Annotated in this window: 20 protein-coding genes; 12 read left to right on the top strand and 8 right to left on the bottom strand. The window is 28.9% G+C overall.

The window, feature by feature from the left end:
- The first annotated feature begins 200 nt into the window (after nucleotides 1-200).
- The 3 genes from F811_RS0111260 to F811_RS0111250 all read left to right on the top strand — a co-directional run bounded on the left by F811_RS0111260 (nucleotide 201) and on the right by F811_RS0111250 (nucleotide 3,316).
- Nucleotides 201-794 (top strand): DUF1349 domain-containing protein, encoded by a 594-nt coding sequence (locus F811_RS0111260; protein WP_020005345.1) that lies wholly within the window; start codon nucleotides 201-203, stop codon nucleotides 792-794.
- 79 nt (nucleotides 795-873) lie between these two features.
- Nucleotides 874-2,442: a DNA polymerase III subunit gamma/tau gene (dnaX, locus tag F811_RS0111255; RefSeq protein ID WP_020005344.1), complete on the top strand. Its 1,569-nt coding sequence runs from the start codon at nucleotides 874-876 to the stop codon at nucleotides 2,440-2,442.
- Between the two features lie 127 nt (nucleotides 2,443-2,569).
- Complete coding sequence (locus F811_RS0111250) at nucleotides 2,570-3,316, top strand: DUF3108 domain-containing protein (protein ID WP_020005343.1); 747 nt, start codon at nucleotides 2,570-2,572, stop codon at nucleotides 3,314-3,316.
- A gap of 88 nt (nucleotides 3,317-3,404) precedes the next feature.
- On the opposite strand, the gene F811_RS0111245 is transcribed toward F811_RS0111250, so the two are convergent.
- The 5 genes from F811_RS0111245 to F811_RS0111225 all read right to left on the bottom strand — a co-directional run bounded on the left by F811_RS0111245 (nucleotide 3,405) and on the right by F811_RS0111225 (nucleotide 7,326).
- On the bottom strand, nucleotides 3,405-3,614 hold the full coding sequence (locus F811_RS0111245) for a DUF1858 domain-containing protein (RefSeq protein WP_020005342.1): 210 nt from the start codon (nucleotides 3,612-3,614) through the stop codon (nucleotides 3,405-3,407).
- Nucleotides 3,615-3,669: 55 nt separating this feature from the next.
- Nucleotides 3,670-5,799, bottom strand: a complete 2,130-nt coding sequence (locus tag F811_RS0111240) for a tetratricopeptide repeat protein (protein ID WP_020005341.1) — start codon at nucleotides 5,797-5,799, stop codon at nucleotides 3,670-3,672.
- A 2-nt stretch (nucleotides 5,800-5,801) separates the two neighbouring features.
- The gene (locus tag F811_RS0111235; protein ID WP_020005340.1) at nucleotides 5,802-6,122 is read right to left on the bottom strand and encodes a YggT family protein; all 321 of its coding nucleotides are present in this window, start codon (nucleotides 6,120-6,122) and stop codon (nucleotides 5,802-5,804) included.
- Between the two features lie 17 nt (nucleotides 6,123-6,139).
- Nucleotides 6,140-6,472 carry an STAS domain-containing protein gene (locus tag F811_RS0111230; RefSeq protein WP_020005339.1) on the bottom strand — a complete coding sequence of 111 codons (333 nt, stop codon included), beginning with the start codon at nucleotides 6,470-6,472 and terminating at the stop codon, nucleotides 6,140-6,142.
- Nucleotides 6,473-6,552: 80 nt separating this feature from the next.
- Nucleotides 6,553-7,326, bottom strand: a complete 774-nt coding sequence (locus F811_RS0111225; RefSeq protein ID WP_020005338.1) for an exodeoxyribonuclease III — start codon at nucleotides 7,324-7,326, stop codon at nucleotides 6,553-6,555.
- A 185-nt stretch (nucleotides 7,327-7,511) separates the two neighbouring features.
- On the opposite strand from F811_RS0111225, the gene F811_RS0111220 reads away from it, so the two are divergent.
- On the top strand, nucleotides 7,512-8,396 hold the full coding sequence (locus F811_RS0111220) for an MBL fold metallo-hydrolase (protein ID WP_020005337.1): 885 nt from the start codon (nucleotides 7,512-7,514) through the stop codon (nucleotides 8,394-8,396).
- A gap of 108 nt (nucleotides 8,397-8,504) precedes the next feature.
- On the opposite strand, the gene F811_RS0111215 is transcribed toward F811_RS0111220, so the two are convergent.
- Nucleotides 8,505-10,343: a methyl-accepting chemotaxis protein gene (locus tag F811_RS0111215; RefSeq protein ID WP_026364436.1), complete on the bottom strand. Its 1,839-nt coding sequence runs from the start codon at nucleotides 10,341-10,343 to the stop codon at nucleotides 8,505-8,507.
- 343 nt (nucleotides 10,344-10,686) lie between these two features.
- Between F811_RS0111215 and F811_RS16235 the strand changes: the two genes are divergently transcribed.
- The 3 genes from F811_RS16235 (at nucleotide 10,687) to F811_RS0111200 (ending at nucleotide 14,743) form a co-directional block, all read left to right on the top strand.
- Complete coding sequence (locus tag F811_RS16235) at nucleotides 10,687-11,742, top strand: glycosyltransferase family 2 protein (RefSeq protein WP_020005335.1); 1,056 nt, start codon at nucleotides 10,687-10,689, stop codon at nucleotides 11,740-11,742.
- Nucleotides 11,743-12,003: 261 nt separating this feature from the next.
- A complete protein-coding gene (gene metG / locus F811_RS0111205) occupies nucleotides 12,004-13,959 on the top strand; it encodes a methionine--tRNA ligase (protein ID WP_020005334.1) in 1,956 nt (651 codons plus the stop codon).
- Nucleotides 13,960-13,978: 19 nt separating this feature from the next.
- Complete coding sequence (locus F811_RS0111200; protein WP_020005333.1) at nucleotides 13,979-14,743, top strand: cell division protein FtsQ/DivIB; 765 nt, start codon at nucleotides 13,979-13,981, stop codon at nucleotides 14,741-14,743.
- Between the two features lie 127 nt (nucleotides 14,744-14,870).
- On the opposite strand, the gene F811_RS16100 is transcribed toward F811_RS0111200, so the two are convergent.
- Nucleotides 14,871-15,647 carry an aldo/keto reductase gene (locus F811_RS16100; protein WP_342662783.1) on the bottom strand — a complete coding sequence of 259 codons (777 nt, stop codon included), beginning with the start codon at nucleotides 15,645-15,647 and terminating at the stop codon, nucleotides 14,871-14,873.
- Nucleotides 15,648-15,730: 83 nt separating this feature from the next.
- Between F811_RS16100 and F811_RS0111190 the strand changes: the two genes are divergently transcribed.
- Nucleotides 15,731-16,321, top strand: coding sequence for a GDSL-type esterase/lipase family protein (locus tag F811_RS0111190; protein WP_020005332.1), 591 nt, complete (start codon nucleotides 15,731-15,733; stop codon nucleotides 16,319-16,321).
- Nucleotides 16,322-16,334: 13 nt separating this feature from the next.
- Here the strand turns inward: F811_RS0111190 and F811_RS0111185 are convergent, their stop codons facing one another.
- Nucleotides 16,335-16,586 carry a tetratricopeptide repeat protein gene (locus F811_RS0111185; protein WP_020005331.1) on the bottom strand — a complete coding sequence of 84 codons (252 nt, stop codon included), beginning with the start codon at nucleotides 16,584-16,586 and terminating at the stop codon, nucleotides 16,335-16,337.
- Between the two features lie 118 nt (nucleotides 16,587-16,704).
- Here F811_RS0111185 and F811_RS0111180 point away from each other — a divergent pair, with 118 nt between their 5' ends.
- The 4 genes from F811_RS0111180 (at nucleotide 16,705) to glpK (ending at nucleotide 21,035) form a co-directional block, all read left to right on the top strand.
- On the top strand, nucleotides 16,705-17,925 hold the full coding sequence (locus F811_RS0111180; RefSeq protein WP_020005330.1) for an MFS transporter: 1,221 nt from the start codon (nucleotides 16,705-16,707) through the stop codon (nucleotides 17,923-17,925).
- A gap of 293 nt (nucleotides 17,926-18,218) precedes the next feature.
- The gene (locus F811_RS0111175) at nucleotides 18,219-18,716 is read left to right on the top strand and encodes a rubrerythrin family protein (RefSeq protein WP_020005329.1); all 498 of its coding nucleotides are present in this window, start codon (nucleotides 18,219-18,221) and stop codon (nucleotides 18,714-18,716) included.
- Nucleotides 18,717-18,767: 51 nt separating this feature from the next.
- Nucleotides 18,768-19,511, top strand: a complete 744-nt coding sequence (locus tag F811_RS0111170) for an MIP/aquaporin family protein (protein ID WP_020005328.1) — start codon at nucleotides 18,768-18,770, stop codon at nucleotides 19,509-19,511.
- Nucleotides 19,512-19,550: 39 nt separating this feature from the next.
- The gene (gene glpK, locus F811_RS0111165; RefSeq protein WP_020005327.1) at nucleotides 19,551-21,035 is read left to right on the top strand and encodes a glycerol kinase GlpK; all 1,485 of its coding nucleotides are present in this window, start codon (nucleotides 19,551-19,553) and stop codon (nucleotides 21,033-21,035) included.
- The last annotated feature ends 9 nt before the right edge of the window (nucleotides 21,036-21,044 follow it).

The following is a 21,044-nucleotide window of genomic DNA, read 5'->3' as shown; positions in this document are numbered from 1 at the left end:
CCTTTGCATTTTGGTGATTGCAATTTTATATGAAAAGCCGATTATCTAATAATAAAACTAATCCTTACTTATTATATAAATTTATATATATTTAGTCAATACTAAATATAAAAAATATTTGATTATTATTAATTATTGAATTGATACCAAATAAGATGTATAATTGATATGTATTTTATTTTTTTTTATTAGAGGAAAGTATGTATAAGGAATTTTTAAAAGAAGAACTATTTTGGATTAGAAAACCTAAAAATGTTATTATAGATGATAAAAAAATAGAAATATATACGGAACCTAATACCGACTTATGGCAGAGAACATATTATGGTTTTAGAAATGACAATGCCCCAATACTTCAGACAAAGACAAAAGATAAATATTTTTCTTTCACAGTAAAAACTGTATTTGAAAGTAAATGCCGTTTTGACCAATGCGGAGTTGCTATTTATATAGACAGTGAAAATTGGTTTAAGGCTTCTATAGAATACGAAAATGAAAATTATCAGCGTTTGGGTAGTGTTGTTACAAATAATGGATATTCTGACTGGGCTACTCAGGATATATCGGCTTCTATAAAAGAGATGCATTATAGATTAAGCAGAAGGGAAAGCGATTTTTTAATAGAATACAGCGAAGACGGAGAAAATTTTAAACAGATGAGAATATTTCATTTATTTAAAGCAGATGATGAAATAAGTTTCGGAATATATGCATGCAGTCCAGAAGAGTCATATTTTAAGGCGGTATTTAGTGATATGTATATAACAGAGTGTAAATGGCAGGAGCATAAATAAAAATTGACAAATAAATATAGTCTGTTAAAATAAATTAATTAAAAACAATACAAAAATAAATTAATGGAACACTATAAATATGGCAGAAAACTATAAAGTAATAGCAAGAAAATACCGCCCTCAAACCTTTGAAGAAGTTATAGGTCAGGAGCATATCACAAAGACTATATCAAAAAGTATAGCCCAAAAAAAGATAGCACATGCATATCTGTTTTCAGGGGCTCATGGTGTGGGTAAAACTTCTCTTGCTAGAATTATAGCCAAAGCCTTAAACTGTGTTAATGGTCCTACTGATAAGCCATGCGGAGTTTGTCCATCATGTACTCAAATAGAAAATGGAACTCCTCTTGATGTTATAGAAATTGACGGTGCAAGCAATAGAGGTATAGAAAATATCAGAACTATTATAGAAAATGTGCGTATATCACCTGTAGCTGGAAAATATAAAGTATATATTATAGATGAGGTGCATCAGATAACTAATGAGGCTTTTAATGCACTTCTTAAAACTTTAGAAGAGCCTCCTGCTCATGTTGTGTTTATACTTGCCACTACTGAAGCAGACAGAGTACTTCCTACTATAAGAAGCCGATGTCAGCAGTATACTTTTAAGTCATTAGGTATAGAAGATTTAGAGAAAATATTAAAAGGCATACTTGATAAAGAAAATATTAAATATGATGAAGAGGCAATATTTTTAATAGCAAAGCAGGCAAGAGGTTCTGTACGAGACAGTGAAACTATACTTGAGAAGATGATAGCTTATACTACTGATAAAAAGTATATAACAAGTGCTGATGTTAATGCTGTTGTGGGAGGGAATAACTTTTCTTTTGTTAAAGAGTTTTTTGATATTATAATGTCTGAAAATAAAAAATCTTATTTTGAGTTTGTGAAGAAATTATTTGAAGATGCAGTAGACCCTAGAACATTTATAAACAGCGTAATAGAGTATATGCGTGTAGTTCTTATGATAAAAAGCGGTATTGATGATATAAAATTATTAGAGATTACTGAAAATGAGAGAGACGATTTAAAAGTATTTGCTAATCATTACAGTGATGATGAGATAGAGAGAATACTTGATTATATATTGCTTGCAGAAGAGCGTATAAGAAGTGCATCTAATCCTAGGACTATATTTGAAATGCGTATGCTTCTTTTGCTTAATACTGACAATTTAATACGTCCTGTTGATATAATAGCTTCCAATATGCAGGCTTCTTCTTCTGTTTCGTCTCTTAATGAAGATTACGGATTTGAAAATGCTAATAATAATGCAGTTTCACAATCAAATCAGCCTAAACCTCAGTATGATGTACCTCTAAATCCAACCGATAAAAGACGCATATTCTACAATAAAATACTCTCTTTTATAGAAACAGAAAGCCCTACTATATATTCACTCTTATCGCAGGGTAATCCTATAGAAAGCAAAGGTGCAACATTAATAGTAGCACTTCCAGACAATATATTTGAAATGACGCAGACCGATAAAAGAATAAATGATTTGATATCAAAGGCTATACCTAAGTTTACAAAGAATAAGGATGTGGCTATACAGTTTCAGAGGGCTGTTGAAGGCAATATGATAGATAAATTAAAAAGCCGTCTTCAGGCCACAGAAGTAGACGAAGGTTCTCTATAATAATTATAAAATTGTAAAAAAAGTTTAAATAAATCTTTGACAAAATTTATTTTTTTCAGTATATATAATAATATAAAGATAGTGATTTTATCTTTATTTTTATCTTTATAAAGGAGATTGTATTTTTATGAAAAAATATGTTTTTATAATTACACTTTTGATTTCAAATATGATATTTGGATACAATCAAACATTTAAAGTAGGTGAATATATAAAGTATGATGTTTTAGCACAGGTTCCAGAGTTTAATATAAGCGGCAAGGTAGGAACACTTGAGGCTAAAGTTCTAGCAATAAGCAATGTAAACGGAATACCAGCCTATCATCTTTATGCTCATGTTTATACTACTGGTGCTGCCAATTGGGTTTATAAAGTAAGCGATGTATTTGAGGCTTGGGTTTCTACAAATGATTTTAGTCCTTTAGTTCTCAAAAAAGATACTTCCGAAGGCGAATGGACAAATAATGAAACTTTAACTTTTTATAAAAATTATTATCTATTTAATGATAAAAGAACAACTGATGAAAAGATAGAGTTTAGCGGAATGGCTTATGATGCTTTGTCTTTAGTATTTTTCATGCGTTTTGTTGATAAAAATATAGGCACATTTAAAGTTAATTGGCTTGAAGGAAAGAATATAAAAAGAGATATAAGATTTACTATAGAAAATGGAGAAGATTTAAAAACTAAACTTCAAAGAGATAAGCTTACTACTGTAAGAGTTTATGAAAAAGATAAATACGGAACAGATGCATTGATTTCTAAAGATAAATATAATCAGGTGCCTCTTGATGTAATCATAGCAGAGCAGAAAGTTTACGGACTTACAATAAGGGTAAGAGGAATAATAAGAGAATACAAAGACGGAAAATAATACTTTATTTTTTATTTATAAAAATAAAAGACAGCGTATAAAATATATGCTGTCTTTTTTAAGAGTTATATAAAGCTAAAAAACAAAATTATTTGCTTGCCTCATATTTATTGTTAATCTCTTTTACTAAGTTATCTATCATATCATCATTCATTCCATGACCGCGGCATCCTTCTTCCAAACTTTCCCAGCTTGCCACATGACAGCCTACGCAATGAAGTCCATGACTCATCATTATCTCTACAGAATCTGGAAAGATCTGTATTATTTCACCTATACTCATAGTTTTGTTTATCATAATAGTTACCTCTTGTTTATTTTATATTATAATATATATATAAATGATTTTTTTGTCAAAGTGTAAAAGTTAAAATAGGATAGAAGTCATTAAACTTTTTTATGTATTTTCTTAGATATGACATATTTAATTCACCAGTTACCATTACAGCATTTTTCTCCATTTTCTCCATTCTTTTAACATCATATTTTCTTCCTAGTTTTTTATATATTCTTTTTAAAGTCATTATTATATAGAGATTATTGGCATGAGATTCTATACTGTCAAATAATGATAATGCTGTAATCAAATCAAAGCCTTTTATATTATTAAGAGCAAAGTATGAATAAAGCAGTGCTATATGATCATGCGAATCTTTACCTTTACTCATCACCGTTTTATTAACTATATCAAAGGCTATGCTCTCATTTTTTTCAACGCCTATTCCTTTATAATAACAATGAGCAGTAAGCCCTTTAGCACATGAACATTTTGAATTGTTTATATCAGAAAGTTCACATGCTTTATAGTACATTTCAAATGCTTTATTAGGATTTTTTTCGATTCCGCGTCCTAATTCATATCCTTTTCCTATGATAGTTAAAGCACATTCTAATGTATTATCTATATTAAAAGACATATCAGCCATAGATATAGCGAGTTCTGGATACGGTATTATAATATCGCCGTAAAATAATTCTTTGGCGTACATAAAATATGATAAAGCATCATTTAAACCTATAGCTTTTTTTAACATATCTATTCCGTCATTATTATATTTATTTGGCATATTATAAAGCATTATCTTCGCTATAGAACGGTATATAGTGGCTTTATCTAATTTGCTGTTTAAACATCTTTGAAGATTATTTAATATAAGCTCATAATCATTAGAGCCTATCATTTGAAGTGAATGAGCATATATAAATCTTATATAAGATATTTCTTCATCATCGTCTTCATAAAGATATTGAAAAAGCTCTTTGCATAATTCAGCAGTTTTCTCATAATTTTTAAGCTCATAATTAGAGAATATCATTATATAGTATGTTGAGTATTTGTATTCACTTTTATCAATATGATATAAATATTTTAATGCTTCTCTATAATCATCATCGCTTTGAGCATAATTATGATAAAGCTCTGCTATTTTTTCATAGATCCAAGCCTCATCATTTTCATTTAGTATTTTTTTTAACTCAGCTATAGCTTTTTTTATCTCGCCCTGATATGCATACAAATTAGCCCTATAGTATCTGTACTGCATGCTGTTTATTCCAAGTACATTTATAACTTTATCAAGCAAATAAAAAACTTCTTTAAGGTCTTTTCCCTCTTCCTGACTGTCTGGATAGAACTTATCTTCATTTTCTATAATAAGATCATGCAGTGCCTGAATCTTACCAAGTAAAGCATTTAATCGGTATTTATTATTATATTTTAGAAGTTCATTATAATTTTCTATGGCCTTTCTGTAATTACCCTTATTAAAATACCATTCTCCTCTTTCATATATAGCATTAAAGTTTAGGCTGTTGAGTTCTATTGCTCTGTCAAAGAAGAATACAGCATCCTCATAAAACTCTGACTTTATACCGTTTTTTGCTAGTATAATTCCTTTAAGAAAATATGCATCATCATAAAAAGGAAAATCATAAATAAGTTTATTAGCTTCAATATCTGCTTTGGGAAGTATATTAAGATTGTAGTAGCAAAGTCCTCTTTCAAATCTTGCTATTCTGTTGTCTTCAGCATTTTTGATAAAGTCATCATAGTAGCCTATAGCCTGATGAAAGTCGGCTTCATTTTCTCCGTTATTAAGATAGCTACTTGCAAGTATTAATAAGGCATCATATGCAGTATTATCTTTATCAAAAAGTATTTGAGCATACTCTCTTTCTTTGTCTATGTTTTTTAAATCTCTATTTAAATACATAAGACCTCTGTATGCATCCGCTATATTAGGATCAATATCTATAGATCTATTTAAGTCATATTCTATTGAGGAATATATTAATGCCCTTCTTGCATCATATTTAGTATTGTCAAACTCTTCCTGCTGAAGTTCTATAAAGGCATATTTCCCACGCATATAAAATGCTTTGGCATTATCAGGTTCTTTAGATATAAGAATGTCAAGCTCTTCTATGGCTTTTTTATAATCTCCGTCATCAATGTACTTACTTATATCATCTAATGAACTCATAACTATATCCTAACAGCAAGGTTTAGCAAGAACTGAAATATTATTTTTAATATTATAGGTGCTGCCATTTGAAGAACTAAAAGAAATATTAAAGGAGATAAGTCAAGCACTCCTACAATAAGTCTTCTTCCTGCAAAAATTTTATCTATAACTCCGTCTGTTATTTTATAAAAAAAGTTTACTATAGGATTATAATAGTCTAAATGCATAGCTCCAAAAGCCTGAAGCCAGCTTAATATAATCCATACGAACCATATAAAAGAATACAGTCTCAAAGCCTGCATACATACTACATATATAAATCTTATAATTTCTACCAGCATAAAATTCCTATAAAAAATTATTTAATTTTATTAAGTGCTTCATCTACATTGCTTGCAGTATTTACTATAGTTAAAAACTTAGTAGCCTCGAATAATGCTTTTAACTTTTTACTTAAAGAACAGAAATAAACAGTACCGCCGTTTTCGCCTGATACTCTTAAAGCAGATGCTATGAGTCCTAATGCAGAAGAACACATATATTCTATATTATGAAAGTCAAATATAAAGTTTAAAGCTCCTGCATTTTTAGCATAATTTAATTTTTCTTCTAATATATCAACATTTTCAGATATAATATTTTTTTCTATATTGATTATGGCTGTTTTATCCTCAATGATCGTACGAACCATGATAACTCCTTTAAATAAAAAAGTAAAAAAGCAAACTATTTTATATATTATTATAAAAAGTCAAAAAATCAAGCAGTTTTTTATTTATCCCATTCTATAAGTATAGGGCAGTGATCGCTTCCCATAACATCAGTCATAATATCAGCTCTTTTTATATTATTAGCTATTTCATTATTAACAAAGAAGTAATCTATTCTCCAGCCCACATTCTTTTCTCTTGACCTAGTTTTCATATCCCACCAGCTATAATGTCCGCCTTCTTTTGTAAACATTCTAAATGTATCAGTAAATCCTTTATTTAAAAACTCTGTTATTTTTTCGCGTTCTTCTGGTAAGAAACCAATACTTTTTTCATTTTCTTTAGGTCTTGCCAAATCTATAGCTTCATGTGCAATATTCATATCGCCGCATAATATAACATTAGTTTTGCTTTTTAATTTAGTTAGATGTTTTGTAATCTCATCATAAAAAGAAAGTTTATAATTGAAATGTTCTTGAGATTTTCCGCCATTTGGGAAATAAACATTAAATATAGTGAAATCATCAAACTCTAATGATAATATTCTTCCCTCATTGTCTGAAAATTTATTTCCTAATTTGTTTTTAATTACTTTATTGGGTTTTAATTTAGTGTATATTGCAACTCCGCTGTATCCTTTTTTTACTTCAGGGTCAGCAGGATTGATAAAAAGTTCATAGCCTTCTATATTTCTTAAATCTTCAGGCAGCTGTTCCTCAAAGGCTTTAGTTTCCTGAAGGCATATTATATCAGGGTTTTCTTTTTTTATAAAATCAACCAAACCTTTTTTATATGCAGCTCTTATGCCGTTTACATTCCAAGATATTATTTTCATTAATTAATCAGCCTTTTTTATTATAGTTATATGTGGTATTTATTATAAACTCTATATAATAATAATACAACTATATAAAAATTATCTAAAATTAAAAAATATTATAAATAAATAAGAAGCAGATTGATTTTTTTTTATTATTGTATTATGATATAAACGTATAAAAAATAATTTAAGGCTAAATTGTGAAAGTAAGATTTCTTGGAAGCAGAGGTTCTATACCAACCCCCGGTAATAGTTTCAGTGAATATGGCGGCAATACATCATGCCTTCAGGTTATTGATGATGACGGCAATTATATAATATTAGATGCAGGAAGCGGACTTAAAAATGCAAGTTATTATGCCTTAAAATCTGATAAAACTGAAAGTATTATACTATTAACTCATTTCCATTGGGATCATATTATAGGAATACCTTTCTTCGCACCTTTTTTCTCAAATAAATACAGCTTTACAATATATGGTCCTAAAGATTCTTCTACAGAGATGTATGATACTATCAATAATATACTTGCAAAAGATTATTTCCCTGTAAACTTAGAGCAGTTTGCGGCTAATTTAAAGTTTGAGGCTTTTTACGAAGGAAAGAAAATTACTTTTGGAAATATGACTATAGAAAGTATATGGGTTAATCACCCTTGCCATACACTTTCATATAAGATAACATCGGGAAATAAAACGGTAGTGTACCTAACAGACCATGAACCTTATAAAAAACGTCTTCATGCACAGCACCCATCGCTTTCGCATTATAATCATAATGCTGATTTGCTTCATGCGAGATTAATAGATTTTGTACGCGGAGCTAATGTACTTATTATAGAGGGAGAATACACAAAAAGCGAATATTATAACGGACATGTAGGCTGGGGACATTCTACTTTGAATGATGCTATACAAGTGGGACTTGATGCTAATGTTCCTTATGTTATACTTCATCATCATAATCAGGAAAGAACTGATGCTCAGATAGACCTTATATATAATAAACTTCTTGCTTTCTTAAAAAAAGAAGAAATAGATTTGCAGCTGGCATTCGCTAAAGAGGGTTCTTATATTAATATATAATAATTATAAAATTAAATATATATATTTAATAAAAACAATGGACTATAATAAATGATGTCCATTGTTTTTTTATTATTAAATGCCATTTATATATTTTATAAAATAAACTTAAAATTTAAAAAACAGTATGCATTTCTCTAGTTTTTTAGCTCTGCTTAGTAAGTTCTTAGAAATACTGCTTGATTCATTAGCTAAAGCGGCATTTTGTGTAGTGAGACTTTCCATACTGCTTATAGCCGTGCTTATCTGATTTACTCCAGATTGCTGTTCTAAAGCAGTAGAGGCTATATTTTCCATCAAATATGAAGTATCCTTTACTTTATGCTGAAGTTCTGAAAACAGTTCCTGAGATTTTCTTGCAGTTTGTGTGGCATTATTTATTCTTTTGGCTGTATTATCTATAAGGCTTGCTATATCTTTAACTGATGACTGAGTAGTTTGTGCCAAATTTCTAACCTCGCTTGCTACAACAGCAAAACCTTTACCCTGTTCTCCTGCACGTGCAGCTTCTACAGAGGCATTAAGAGCAAGTATATTTGTTTGAAAGGCTATGTCTTCTATCATTTTAGTTATATCTTTTATTTTTTCGCTTGACTGATAAACCTCTTCTATATTTGCAGATGTTTGCCTTATAATATTATCAGCCTCTCCTATATAGTTTATTGATTCATTCATAATATCTTTTCCGCTTACAGCATTTTCAGTTGATGACTGTATAGTTGATACTATTTCTTCTATACTTGCTGCAGTTTCTTCCAAACTTGAAGCCTGAGATTCTGCTCTTAATGATAATTCGCCGCTGCTTTCCATCATATTTTCTGATGAAAGTATAATTTCTTTTGCAGCTTCATTTACCTCATTTATAACTTCTGAAAGTTTTTTGCTCATTATATTAAATGCAGATTCTAATCTTCCAAATTCATCTTTTCTTTCTTTTTTGGTATTCTTTGAATTATTTATTTCTATATGTCCTTCAGATATTTTTTGTGCCTGCTTCATTAGGCTGTCTAATGGGGACATAGTTCTTTTTATATAAGAAAGTGCAAAAGCATTAATACATATTATAGAAATTATACATACTAATAAGGCTATTTTTAGCATATTAATATTTTCTTTGTATATAATATTATTATCCATAGCCATAGTTAAAGTCCAAGGAAGCTCTTCCATTTTGGTATATACTGCTGTTCTTGATTTATTATTTAATTTATAATTTATTACACCTTTTTGTTTATTATCATTTTTTATAAGGTCAAAATATGATCCTGCTTTTTCATTTATATAATCATATGTGTCAGCTACTATAATTCCGTCATCATCTAATGCGAATAATCTTCCAGTCTCATCAAGTTTTAATTTTTTTAAGCTGTTTACAACTTCTTCCCAATTAATTATCATATAAATAGAGCCTATCAATTTGTTATTAGCATCTCTTACTCCTGCTATCAATGCTAATGATAATTTACCGTCTGCACTTGATTTTATTATTTTTGTTCCGTATGCAGCATCGTATCCGCTTTGCACAAAATTGTCCCATATACCAGGTCTTAAATCCTGTATATTATTTCCTATTTCAACTTTCTTGGCATTGTCAAATATAGTACCATTTGTATCTGTTACTCCTATATTCAAAGAAAATTTATTAATTGATTCAAAATGGTCCAATGTTTTTGCTAATTGATAGTCTTCTCTTATATTTCCAGATAAATAGCTTATTATAGCTGGTGTTATGGCATAAGTTTTTATTAGTGTCTTATTTTCTGAAAACCAAGAATCAAGCATAGACTTATATCCTTCTAATGTGTTTTCAAAACCAGAAAAAGTAGATTTGCTTACTGTATTGAATGATTTGTATGATAGTATTGTAATAGTAATAATTAAAAATATAGTAGTTATTATACTTATCATAAGCGGCATTTTAAACCTTATAGAATGTCTCCTCTTCATAAAAATTGTTGCTCCTTCAAAATAAAAATTATGTAATGTATAAACTAATATATTTTTCCATGTTTTCCTATTGTTTAAATAAAAACTATATTAATCAACATTTTGTAATATTAATTAATATTTATTATTCTATAATATATCGTTTAATGTAATAAAATATTCCTATTTGTTTACAAAAAATTTATATACAATGTATTTTGTAAATATGTATCAATGTTTCTTATGTATTGTAAAATATAATTTTAAAATGAAAGAATAATAATAAAATATCATATTAATTTTTTAGCTTTACAAAAACCATTAATTTTATTATAATGCATTGTAAAATAGGAGACAATTTTATATGTCTAAAATAAGTGTTATTATACCAGTTTATAATGTTGAAAAATACATAATAAGATGTTTAGATAGCATATCAAATCAAACTTTTAGTGATATAGAGATAATTTGTATAGATGATGGCAGTACAGATAATAGTGTACATTTAATAGAAAATTATCAAAAAAAAGATGATAGAATAATATTGATAAAAAATGAAATTAATAAAGGAGCTTCATATTCTAGAAATATTGGTATAAAAAAATCTAGCTCTGAATATATTACTTTTGTAGATAGTGATGATTATGTAAATAATGATTATTTGGAGTGCTTATATTTACCAATATATAAAAATAAATATGATATAGTTTTTACTTCTACTTTTAAAAATACAACTATAGATAATGATATATTAATAAAATATGATAGAACTTTTGGTGAATATAATTTTAATAAACAGGAATATATAGATACTATAAGGAGATTTTCAGGCAGTAAATTTCAATCTTTATGTTATAGTGTATGCAAATTATATAACAAAAATTTTCTTATAAAAAATAATATATATTTTTCTGAGAAAATATTTTTTGGTGAAGATTTGCATTTCTTTATAAAAACTACAACATATAATCCAACTTTTTATCGTAATAATAATGCAATATATTATTATAGAAGCCGAGAAGGACAAATGGTAAGAAAATTAAATATAGAAAGAAGGACATTAGACCACATTTATATTTATAAAGATTTACTAGTATACATTAATAGTAGTGAATTTTCTAATTCACTACTTACATATATTTTTAATAATATATACGAGGACTGTAAAGGAGATTTTAGATATAAAAACAATTTTTTAAATCTAAAATCATATTTAAATAAATTTGACTATAATATTTCTGAAAATATAAAAAATGTATATTTAAAGAAAATATGCTTATCTGTTTATTTTGATGATGAAGAAGAAGGATTTAAAAAATATAAATTATATAACTTTATATTGAATAGCATACGAAAATATATGCCGCCCTTTGTTTTAACTTATCTAAGAAAACATGATATAATACCTAGAATATATTAAAAATTTTTAAGTTTGTTAATCAGGAGCTTTCACTCATCTTCGTTCGTGATGTTTCACGGGCACATCACCGCACAGTATTATTAATTAATATATAATAACATTAATAAATAACTAAAAATTGACAAATTGTAGTTGTTTAGGTATATATTAAAGGTTCATAATTCAGCATTAAAAATAGCTTTACAAAAACCATTAATTTTAGTATAATTAATCTGTTTTTAAAATATTAAAAATACATAACTTAAAAATGGAGGCATACAGATGACAGATAAAAAGTTTTATATTACAACTCCTATATACTATCCTTCAGATTATTTGCATATTGGCCATTGCTACTGTACTATAGCAGCAGACACCATGGCTAGATACAAAAAAATAATGGGGTATGATGTTTATTTTTTAACAGGTACAGATGAGCATGGTGAGAAAATTGCAAGAAAAGCTGAAGCAGCAGGCACTACTCCTAAAGCTTATGTTGATAATATTGTTAATGCCACCAAAGAGTTATGGAAAAGACTTCATATTAATTACAGTCATTATATAAGAACTACTGATGACTATCATGAAAGAAGAGTACAGAAAATATTTAAAATACTTTATGATAAAGGGTATATTTATAAAGGTGCTTATAAAGGTCTTTATTGTGTAAGTGACGAGGCATTTTTCACAGAAAGTCAGGTAGTAAAAAAAGATGACGGTAAGTTCTATTGTCCAGACTGCGAAAAAGAATTAGAGTATAAAGAAGAGGAATGCTACTATCTTAAACTTTCAGAATATGGACAATGGTTAATAGATTATTATAAAGATCACCCTGAGTTTTTAGAGCCTAAAGAAAGACAAAATGAAATGCTTAAAAACTTTCTTTTACCTGGTCTTGAAGATTTAGCAGTAAGCCGTAAGGGATTGCAATGGGGTATACCTTGTCCTGTTGACAGTGAGCATAGTATATATGTATGGATTGATGCTTTATCAAATTATATTACTGCTTTAGGCTATCCAGAAGATGGAGAAGATGAATTATATAAAAAATACTGGCCTTGTGATGTTCATTTTGTAGGTAAGGAGATAGTGCGTTTTCATGCTATTATATGGCCTATAATGCTTAAAATGCTTGATATACCGCTTCCTAAAAAAGTATTTGGTCATGGCTGGGTGCTTTTTGATGATGGTAAGAAAATGAGTAAAAGCAGGGGAAATGTTGTTGATCCTAATACTTTGATAGATAAATACGGTGTTGATGCTTTAAGATATTTTCTTATGAGAGAGATTAATTTCGGTTCTGACGGATATTATTCTCAGGAGCTTTTCTTAAAGAGAATAAACAGCGATTTAGCTAATGATTATGGTAATTTATGGCATAGAATAACTACTATGCTTGGAAAATATTTTAATGGGGTACTTCCAGATGAGGCTGAAAGTGTATTTGGAGATAAAGAAAAAGAACTTAAAAAAATGGTTCTTACACTTGATGCCAATGTAGAGTCGGCATTAGATAGTTTTAAATTTAATGAGGCATTATCATATATTTGGGAGGTTATAAGAATGACCAACAAATATGTAGAAGAGAGTGCTCCTTGGAATTTAGCTAAAGATGAAACTAAAAAAGATCATTTAGCTAATGTAATGTATATATCTTTCCAAGTATACTATATAGTAACAGCTTATTTACAAATATTCTTTGTAGAAACTCCTAAAAAAGTATTTAACAGATTAGGTTTGGGAGATAGTGTTTCTTTGGAAAGTGCTAAACAATGGGGTTCTTTAAAATCTGGAATAAAAATAGAAAAGGGAGAGCCTTTATTTAATAGATACGACATAGAAAAAGAAATAGGTGCAAGTATGGAAGATAATAAAAAACAGGTTAATCCTCCTAAAGAAGATAAACATAAAGCCAATATAGAAAAAGAAGATTTTGAAAAACTTGAACTTCTTACAGCTAAAATATTAGTTGCAGAAAAGGTAGAAAATGCTGATAAACTTTTAAAATTTGTACTTGATATTGGCGGAGGGGAACAGAGGGTAGTCGTATCTTCTATAGCAGAGTATTATAAGCCTGAAGAGATGGTTGGTAAAACAGTTCTTTATTTGGCAAATTTAAAGCCTAAAAAGTTTAGAGGTGTTACTTCTCATGGTATGCTTCTTTTGGCTGATAATGGAGAGACTCTTTCTCTTATGAAGCCAGAAAAAGATTTTGGTGCAGGCTGTTCAGTTAATTAATTATTAAAATAATATTATAATGAAAGATACTAAAGAAAGCAGACTTAAAAGAAAGTTAAAAAAAAATAAGCTTACCGATAAGCAGAGATCTTTATTAAAAAGATTAATAGCTATTTTTGTACTTATCATTATAATATTAGTTTTAGTTCTTATTGTAAATAAGGCTAGAATCCTTCGTGTAGAGATAAGAGGCTTAAAAAGATTAAATGCCATGGATATAATGGAAGAGGCTGAATTATCAAAATACAATAATACAAGCCTATTCAATATACCAAAAAAAGATATAACTTCTGATATAGAAAAAAATGTAAGAATTAAAGTAGAAAATATAAGAGCCTCATTTCCAGATTTGCTTATTATCAATGTAGATGAGAGAGACACTTTATTTTTACTTGAATCAAGCAGAGGAATATACGAGATAACCGATGACGGATATATTATAAAAAACGGAAATATTTATAATTATGATGTGCCTTATATTACTGGTTTAAGCATTACTCAAAACAGCGATAAAGTAGAAGATGAGTATGCCAAGTATTTAGCCTCTGTAATTTATGAGCTTAAAAAAAATCATAATGAAATATACAATTTAATATCCGAAATTAATGCTTATGGAGATGATCTTATACTTTATCCTAGGGGCTATCAGGTGCAGGTGATATTAGAAAAGTATGTAAAAGCTGAAAAGTTTGTTGATTTGGCTGCTGTATTAAAGACCGTACAGTATCAGGGCAATCAGACAAAAAGAATTGATTTCAGATTTAAAGAGGCTATTATTAATTAAAAAGCTACAGATTTTAATCTATAGCTTTACTTTTCTATTAAACCATTTTAGAAATTTACTTTATCTGGGTGATGTCCTGATCCTCCGAAATAAGGCATACTATTTATTTTTTTCATATCTTCATCGCTTATGACAAAATCAAATATTTCTGTATTTTCTTTATTCGTGATGGAGTTACAGATTTTGGTAAAGGCAAAGTATTATTTTGAAGACACCATCTTATGCAAAGCTGAGCTATAGATTTATTATATTTGTTAGCTATTTCTTTTAATGTATTATTATCAAGCATTTTTCCAGTACCCAAAGGACTCCAAGCTTCTATTAATATATTATTATCATTGCAGTATTTAAAAGTTTCTTCCTGCATAAATCCAACATGAAACTCTATCTGATTAACCATAGGCTTAATTTCTGTTTCCATTAATGATTTTAAATGATGAGGCATGAAGTTAGATACGCCTATTGATTTTATTTTTCCTGCTTTATAAAGTTCAGTCATAGCTCTCCAAGTTTCCAAATTAATATTATCCCAATCTTTAAATTGATTTACAGAGGCAGGCCAGTGAATAAGATATAAGTCAAGATAATCAAGAGACAAATCATTAAGAGTTTTTTCAAAAGCTTTTAGTGTTGTTTTATATCCTCGCTCTTTATTCCAAACTTTGCTTGTGATAAAAAGTTCATCTCTATTAATACCGCTTTCTTTGATTGCTTTTCCAATACTTTTTTCATTTCCGTAAATTGCTGCTGTATCAATATGTTTGTATCCTAATTTTATGGCCTCTTTTACAGCATTTACAGCAGTTTCTCCGTCTGGTGTCTGCCAAGTACCAAATCCTATGCATGGAATTTTATATCCATTACTTAATGTGAATGTATCTTTTAGGCTTTTAAAATCGTTCATTATATATGCTCCGTAATAATTTTTTATTTAAATATTTATATTGTTATTATATAATATAATACAAATTTTAGGAAAATAATGCTATGAAAAAAATAGTTTGTTTGGGTGACAGCACCACTTACGGATATATGGTGTCAAGGGATAAAGTGTGGACTGAAATATTAAATGATAAATTTAGTAATGATAACAAAGACTTTACTTTTATTAATAAAGGCATTAACGGTGATATGATATCTGGTATGCTTGCTCGTTTTGACAGAGACTGTGTAAATGCTGATACTGTTATTTTGATGGGAGGAGTTAATGATATATTTACCTGCAAACATGTAAAAAAAATAGAAAATAATTTAATAAGCATAGTTAATAAATCTTTGGAAAATAATATTGATATAATAGTATTTACTCCTATTGCTTTTATTAAGGAGGCATTTGCTTTTTTTGAATCAAATAACATAGAAGAGTTTGATAATATTTTAAAAGAGTATGTTAATTTTATCAATCAATATACAAAAACAAATAACATAAAAAGCATAGATGTTTATAATTTATTCGTAAATAAAATATTAAAAGAAAATCATTATTATGATATATTTTTTGATGGGGTTCATTTAAGCGAAAACGGACATAATGTATTTGCCTCTGAGATTTATAATTATATTAATGATATTTTATAGTAATTATCACTTATTATTTTCTATCATTATCTAAAAAATCATTTAATACATTAAAAAGTTTAGTATGTTTGTTTGGTTTTTCTTTATCTTGAGTGTTTTTCTCAATTTCGATGTAGGATTTTATAAGGTTAATACTAAAGTAGGCCTCAATATTTTCATCATCTTCTTCTAATGCTTTTTCATAATATTCTAATGCCTCATCATAATTACCTTCTTCTTCTTTCTCTTTTGCTTTGTCAAAATATGATTTATTTGTATATTTCATACAAGTATCCTATAAATTAATATAAAAAAATATCAAAATTATTAAAAAAATTATATATCTTAATTGAATTTTTTTGAACATAATATATCATTAACAGTAATTTTTTAGAGAAAAAATTATGTCAGTGTTAGAAGATAGTATATCAGAAGTAAAAAAAGAAGAAAATAAATTATTGGCTATAATAGCATTGGTGCTTTTAAGTTTTGCTTTAGGTACAAGCGAGTTTATAGTCATAGGTGTTTTAACAGAAATAGCTGAGAGTTTTAATATTACAGAAGTTAAAGCTGGAGGTCTCGTTTCTATGTTTGCTTTAGCTTATTCTGTATGTACGCCTTTTTCAGCTGCTATAGCAGGTAAGTTTAACAGATTCCATTTTATAATATTTGCTAGCATAATATTTATCATTCTTAACTTTTTATGTTCATTAGCTTATAATTATACATTCCTCCTTATTTTAAGAATGCTTATTGCTGTAATTTCAGGTTCTCTGATATCGGTTTCAATATCTTTTAGTCCGTATGTATCATCAAAAGAAAAAAGACCTATGGTAGTAGCTTGTATTTACTCTGGATTTAGTATAGCCTCTATTTTCGGAGTGCCTATAGGAACAACTTTAAGCTACAATTTTGGCTGGCGTTCTTCTTTTATATTCATCTCTATTTTTAGTGCCGTTATGACTGTTTTAATGTTTATAACTCTTCCGAGAAATACAGTAAGTCATAAAGTAAAATTATTAAGCCAGTTTGTCTTATTTAAAGATATAAGATTTATACTAAGTACTTTTACAATACTTTTTGGAGCAGCATCCTCATATGTGCTATACACTTATTTGAAACCTATTTTTCTTGATTATGTTCATATACCAAATAAATATATCAGTGCAGCATTACTTGTTTTTGGTATTACGGTTCTTTTTAGCAATTTACTTTCTGGTAAACTCGCCGAGCATAATGGAGTTTATAGATTAAGATTTATTTTTATAATGCAGTTTTTGTGTATGATAATACTTCCTTTTGCTTTGCTTAATTATGTAAGTGCAGCTATTGTAATACTTGTTATAGGCTTTTTAATGTACTTAATGAACTCTCCTGTTCAGCTTAACATACTTGATTTTACAGAAAAAGAGTATCCATCATGTCTTACATTAGCTTCATCAAATAATTCATTTTCATTTAATTTCGGTATAGCTTTGGGTTCATTTGTAGGAAGCAGTATATTTGATAATTTTGGAGTTAGGTTTGTGGGTTTTGGTGGGGCTGTATTATCAGTTCTTGCTTTTCTTTGTGTGGTTATGCTTTATAATAAAAATAAACCTAGCAGCAATGTAGAAAATGTATAAAATAATATTTTTGATTTTTCTGTTAATATACATGTACATGGTATAGGTATATTTTTAGGTATATTAATGATTTATTAAAGTTAGCGTAATTCACATTAAAAGCAATATAAATTATACTATAACATGGTATATGTATAATTTACACAAATCAAATAATTTTTATTATATTTCTATTATTTTTTATCTTGAAAACATGAAAAAAAACGTTTTTTTTAAGCATTCATATATATTTCATTAATAAAATTTCTATACTAATTAATATAGAACAAATAATTAAAAGATTGGAGGTAATGATGGATTTAAAAAAATCAAAAACAGCTGAGAATTTAAAGACTGCTTTTATAGGGGAAGCGATGGCGAGGTGCAAATATATGTACTATGCCGAAAAAGCTAGGGAAGAAGGAATGGAAAATTTGGCATTAGCCTATGAGAAAGCCTCCAGAAATGAGCAGGAACATGGTAAATTATGGTTTGAACGCTATCATGGAATACTTTCAAAAGATGAAAATCTAAAAGACGCTATAGCAGGGGAGACTTACGAATCTACAGATATGTATTTAAAATTTGCTGAAACTGCAAGAGAGGAAGGCTTTAATGATATAGCCATACTTTTTGAGCATGTAGGAAAGATAGAAGAAGAACACAAAAAGATGTTTGAAAAATATTTGGGAGAAAATGTTGAAAGCATAAAGAAATGGCAATGCAGCAAATGCGGTTATGTGCATAATGAGGCATCTGCCCCAAAAAGATGTCCAGTATGCGAGCAGTATAGAGTAGGCGGAATAAATTAATTAATTAAAAACACATATTATTAAAAAACTATTATTTATGGAGGTTAAAGTATGTATAGTAAGAAAGCAGAATTTTTAGCTGAATTGATGGGGTCTATGATTTTAATTTTATTTGGATGCGGTGTAGTTGCAGCAGTTAATGTATGTAATAATGGGGCAGCTATTAATATACACATAGCTTGGGGACTTGCCGTTACTTTTGGTATATATGCATCTGGAAAGATAAGCGGTGCTCATCTTAATCCAGCTGTTACTTTAACATTAGCCACTACAGGACGTTTTCAGTGGTCTAAAGTTTGGTATTATGTTATAGCACAGATGATAGGCTGTTTTATAGGGGCTGCTATAGTATTTGCTGTTTATTATGGAAAGTGGATAGAAGTTGATCCTACATTTTCAAGCACTACAGGTGTTTTTGCTACTTTTCCTGCAGTACCTGGATTTTGGCCTGGATTTATAGACCAAGTAGTAGGAACATTTCTTTTAGTATTTTTAATTCTTGCTACAGGAGATGCTAATAATACTCCTGCAGGCTCTAATTTAGGACCTATAGTAGTTGGGCTTATAATAGTTGCTATAGGACTTTCATTTGGTTTTATGCATGGTTATGCTATCAATCCAGCAAGAGATTTAGGACCTAGACTTTTTGCTGTTGCTGCAGGATTTAAAAATAACGGACTTACTGACGGAAGTAATATATGGATAGTTCCAATTGTAGGACCTATAGTAGGCGGAGTTTTAGGTGCTATTATATATGATTTTACTGTTGGAAAAGTATTTGCTAAAAAACAATAAAAACGGGGTGTAAAAATAAAAATTAAAGGAGTTTTAATTATGTCTAAATATGTAGTTGCAATAGATCAAGGAACAACCAGTAGCAGAGCTATAGTATTTGATTATGATCAGAATATGGTTTCTGTTGCTCAAAAAGAGTTCACTCAAATTTATCCTCATGAAGGCTGGGTTGAACATAATGCTGCCGAAATTTGGGCTACTCAGTTTGGGGTTTTACAAGAAGCAATACAGATTGCAGGAGTTAAGCCTGAAGAGATAGCTGCTATTGGTATTACAAATCAAAGGGAAACTACTGTTGTATGGGATAAAAATACTGGAGAGCCTGTTTATAATGCTATAGTGTGGCAATGTAGGAGAACTGCTCCTATTTGTGATGATTTAAAGAAAAAAGGTCTTGATACTTATATAAGAGAAAATACTGGTTTGGTAGTAGATGCTTATTTCTCTGGTACTAAAATAAAATGGATACTAGACAATGTTCCGGGGGCTAGAGAAAAAGCCAATAAAGGAGATTTGCTTTTCGGTACAATAGATACTTGGCTGGTATGGAAACTTACAGGCGGTAAAGTTCATGTTACTGACTATACTAATGCATCAAGAACTATGATTTATAATATCAAAGAACTTAAATGGGACGAAAACATTTTAAGAGAATTAGATATACCTATGAGCATGCTTCCAGAGGTAAAAGACTCTTCCTGTGTTTATGGATATGCTAATATTAACGGTAAAGAAGTACCTATATCTGGAATAGCAGGAGACCAGCAATCTGCATTATTCGGTCAGGCTGGATTTAATAAAGGCGATACAAAAAATACTTATGGTACTGGAAGTTTCATTCTTATGAATATAGGAGAGAATTTTATATTAAGTAAGAACGGACTTATTACTACTATAGGAATAGGATATAACGGAAAAATAGAATATGCTTTAGAAGGTTCTGTATTTATAGCTGGTGCTGTTATACAGTGGGTACGTGATGAATTAAGACTTCTTCATGATGCAAAAGATACTGAATATTTCGCTACAAAAGTAAAAGATACTAACGGAGTTTATTTGGTACCTGCTTTTGTTGGTCTTGGTGCTCCTTATTGGGATATGTATGCAAGAGGCTGTTTAGTAGGTATTACAAGAGGAGTTAATAGAAGCCATATAATAAGAGCAGCAGAAGAGGCTATAGCTTATCAAAGTAAAGATGTTATTGATGCTATGGTTGCTGACAGCGGGGTTAAATTAGCTTCATTAAAAGTAGACGGAGGAGCCTGCCGTGATAATTTCTTAATGCAGTTCCAAGCTGACATTATTAATACAAAAGTTCTTCGTCCTCAAATAACAGAAACTACTGCTTTGGGTGCTGCTTATTTGGCTGGACTTGCTGTAGGATTCTGGAAGGATAAAGATGAGATAGCAAATAGATGGAAATTAGAAAGAGAGTTTACTCCTTCACTTTCAGAAGAAGAGAGAAATAAAAAATATATGGGCTGGAAAAAAGCTGTTGAGAGATCAAGAGGCTGGGCTTTATAATTTCTTATT

The organism is Brachyspira innocens ATCC 29796, assembly GCF_000384655.1.
Taxonomy (GTDB): Bacteria; Spirochaetota; Brachyspiria; order Brachyspirales; family Brachyspiraceae; genus Brachyspira; species Brachyspira innocens.
The sequence above is the reverse complement of the archived record's forward strand: the minus strand, read 5'-3'. Positions and strand labels throughout refer to the sequence as shown.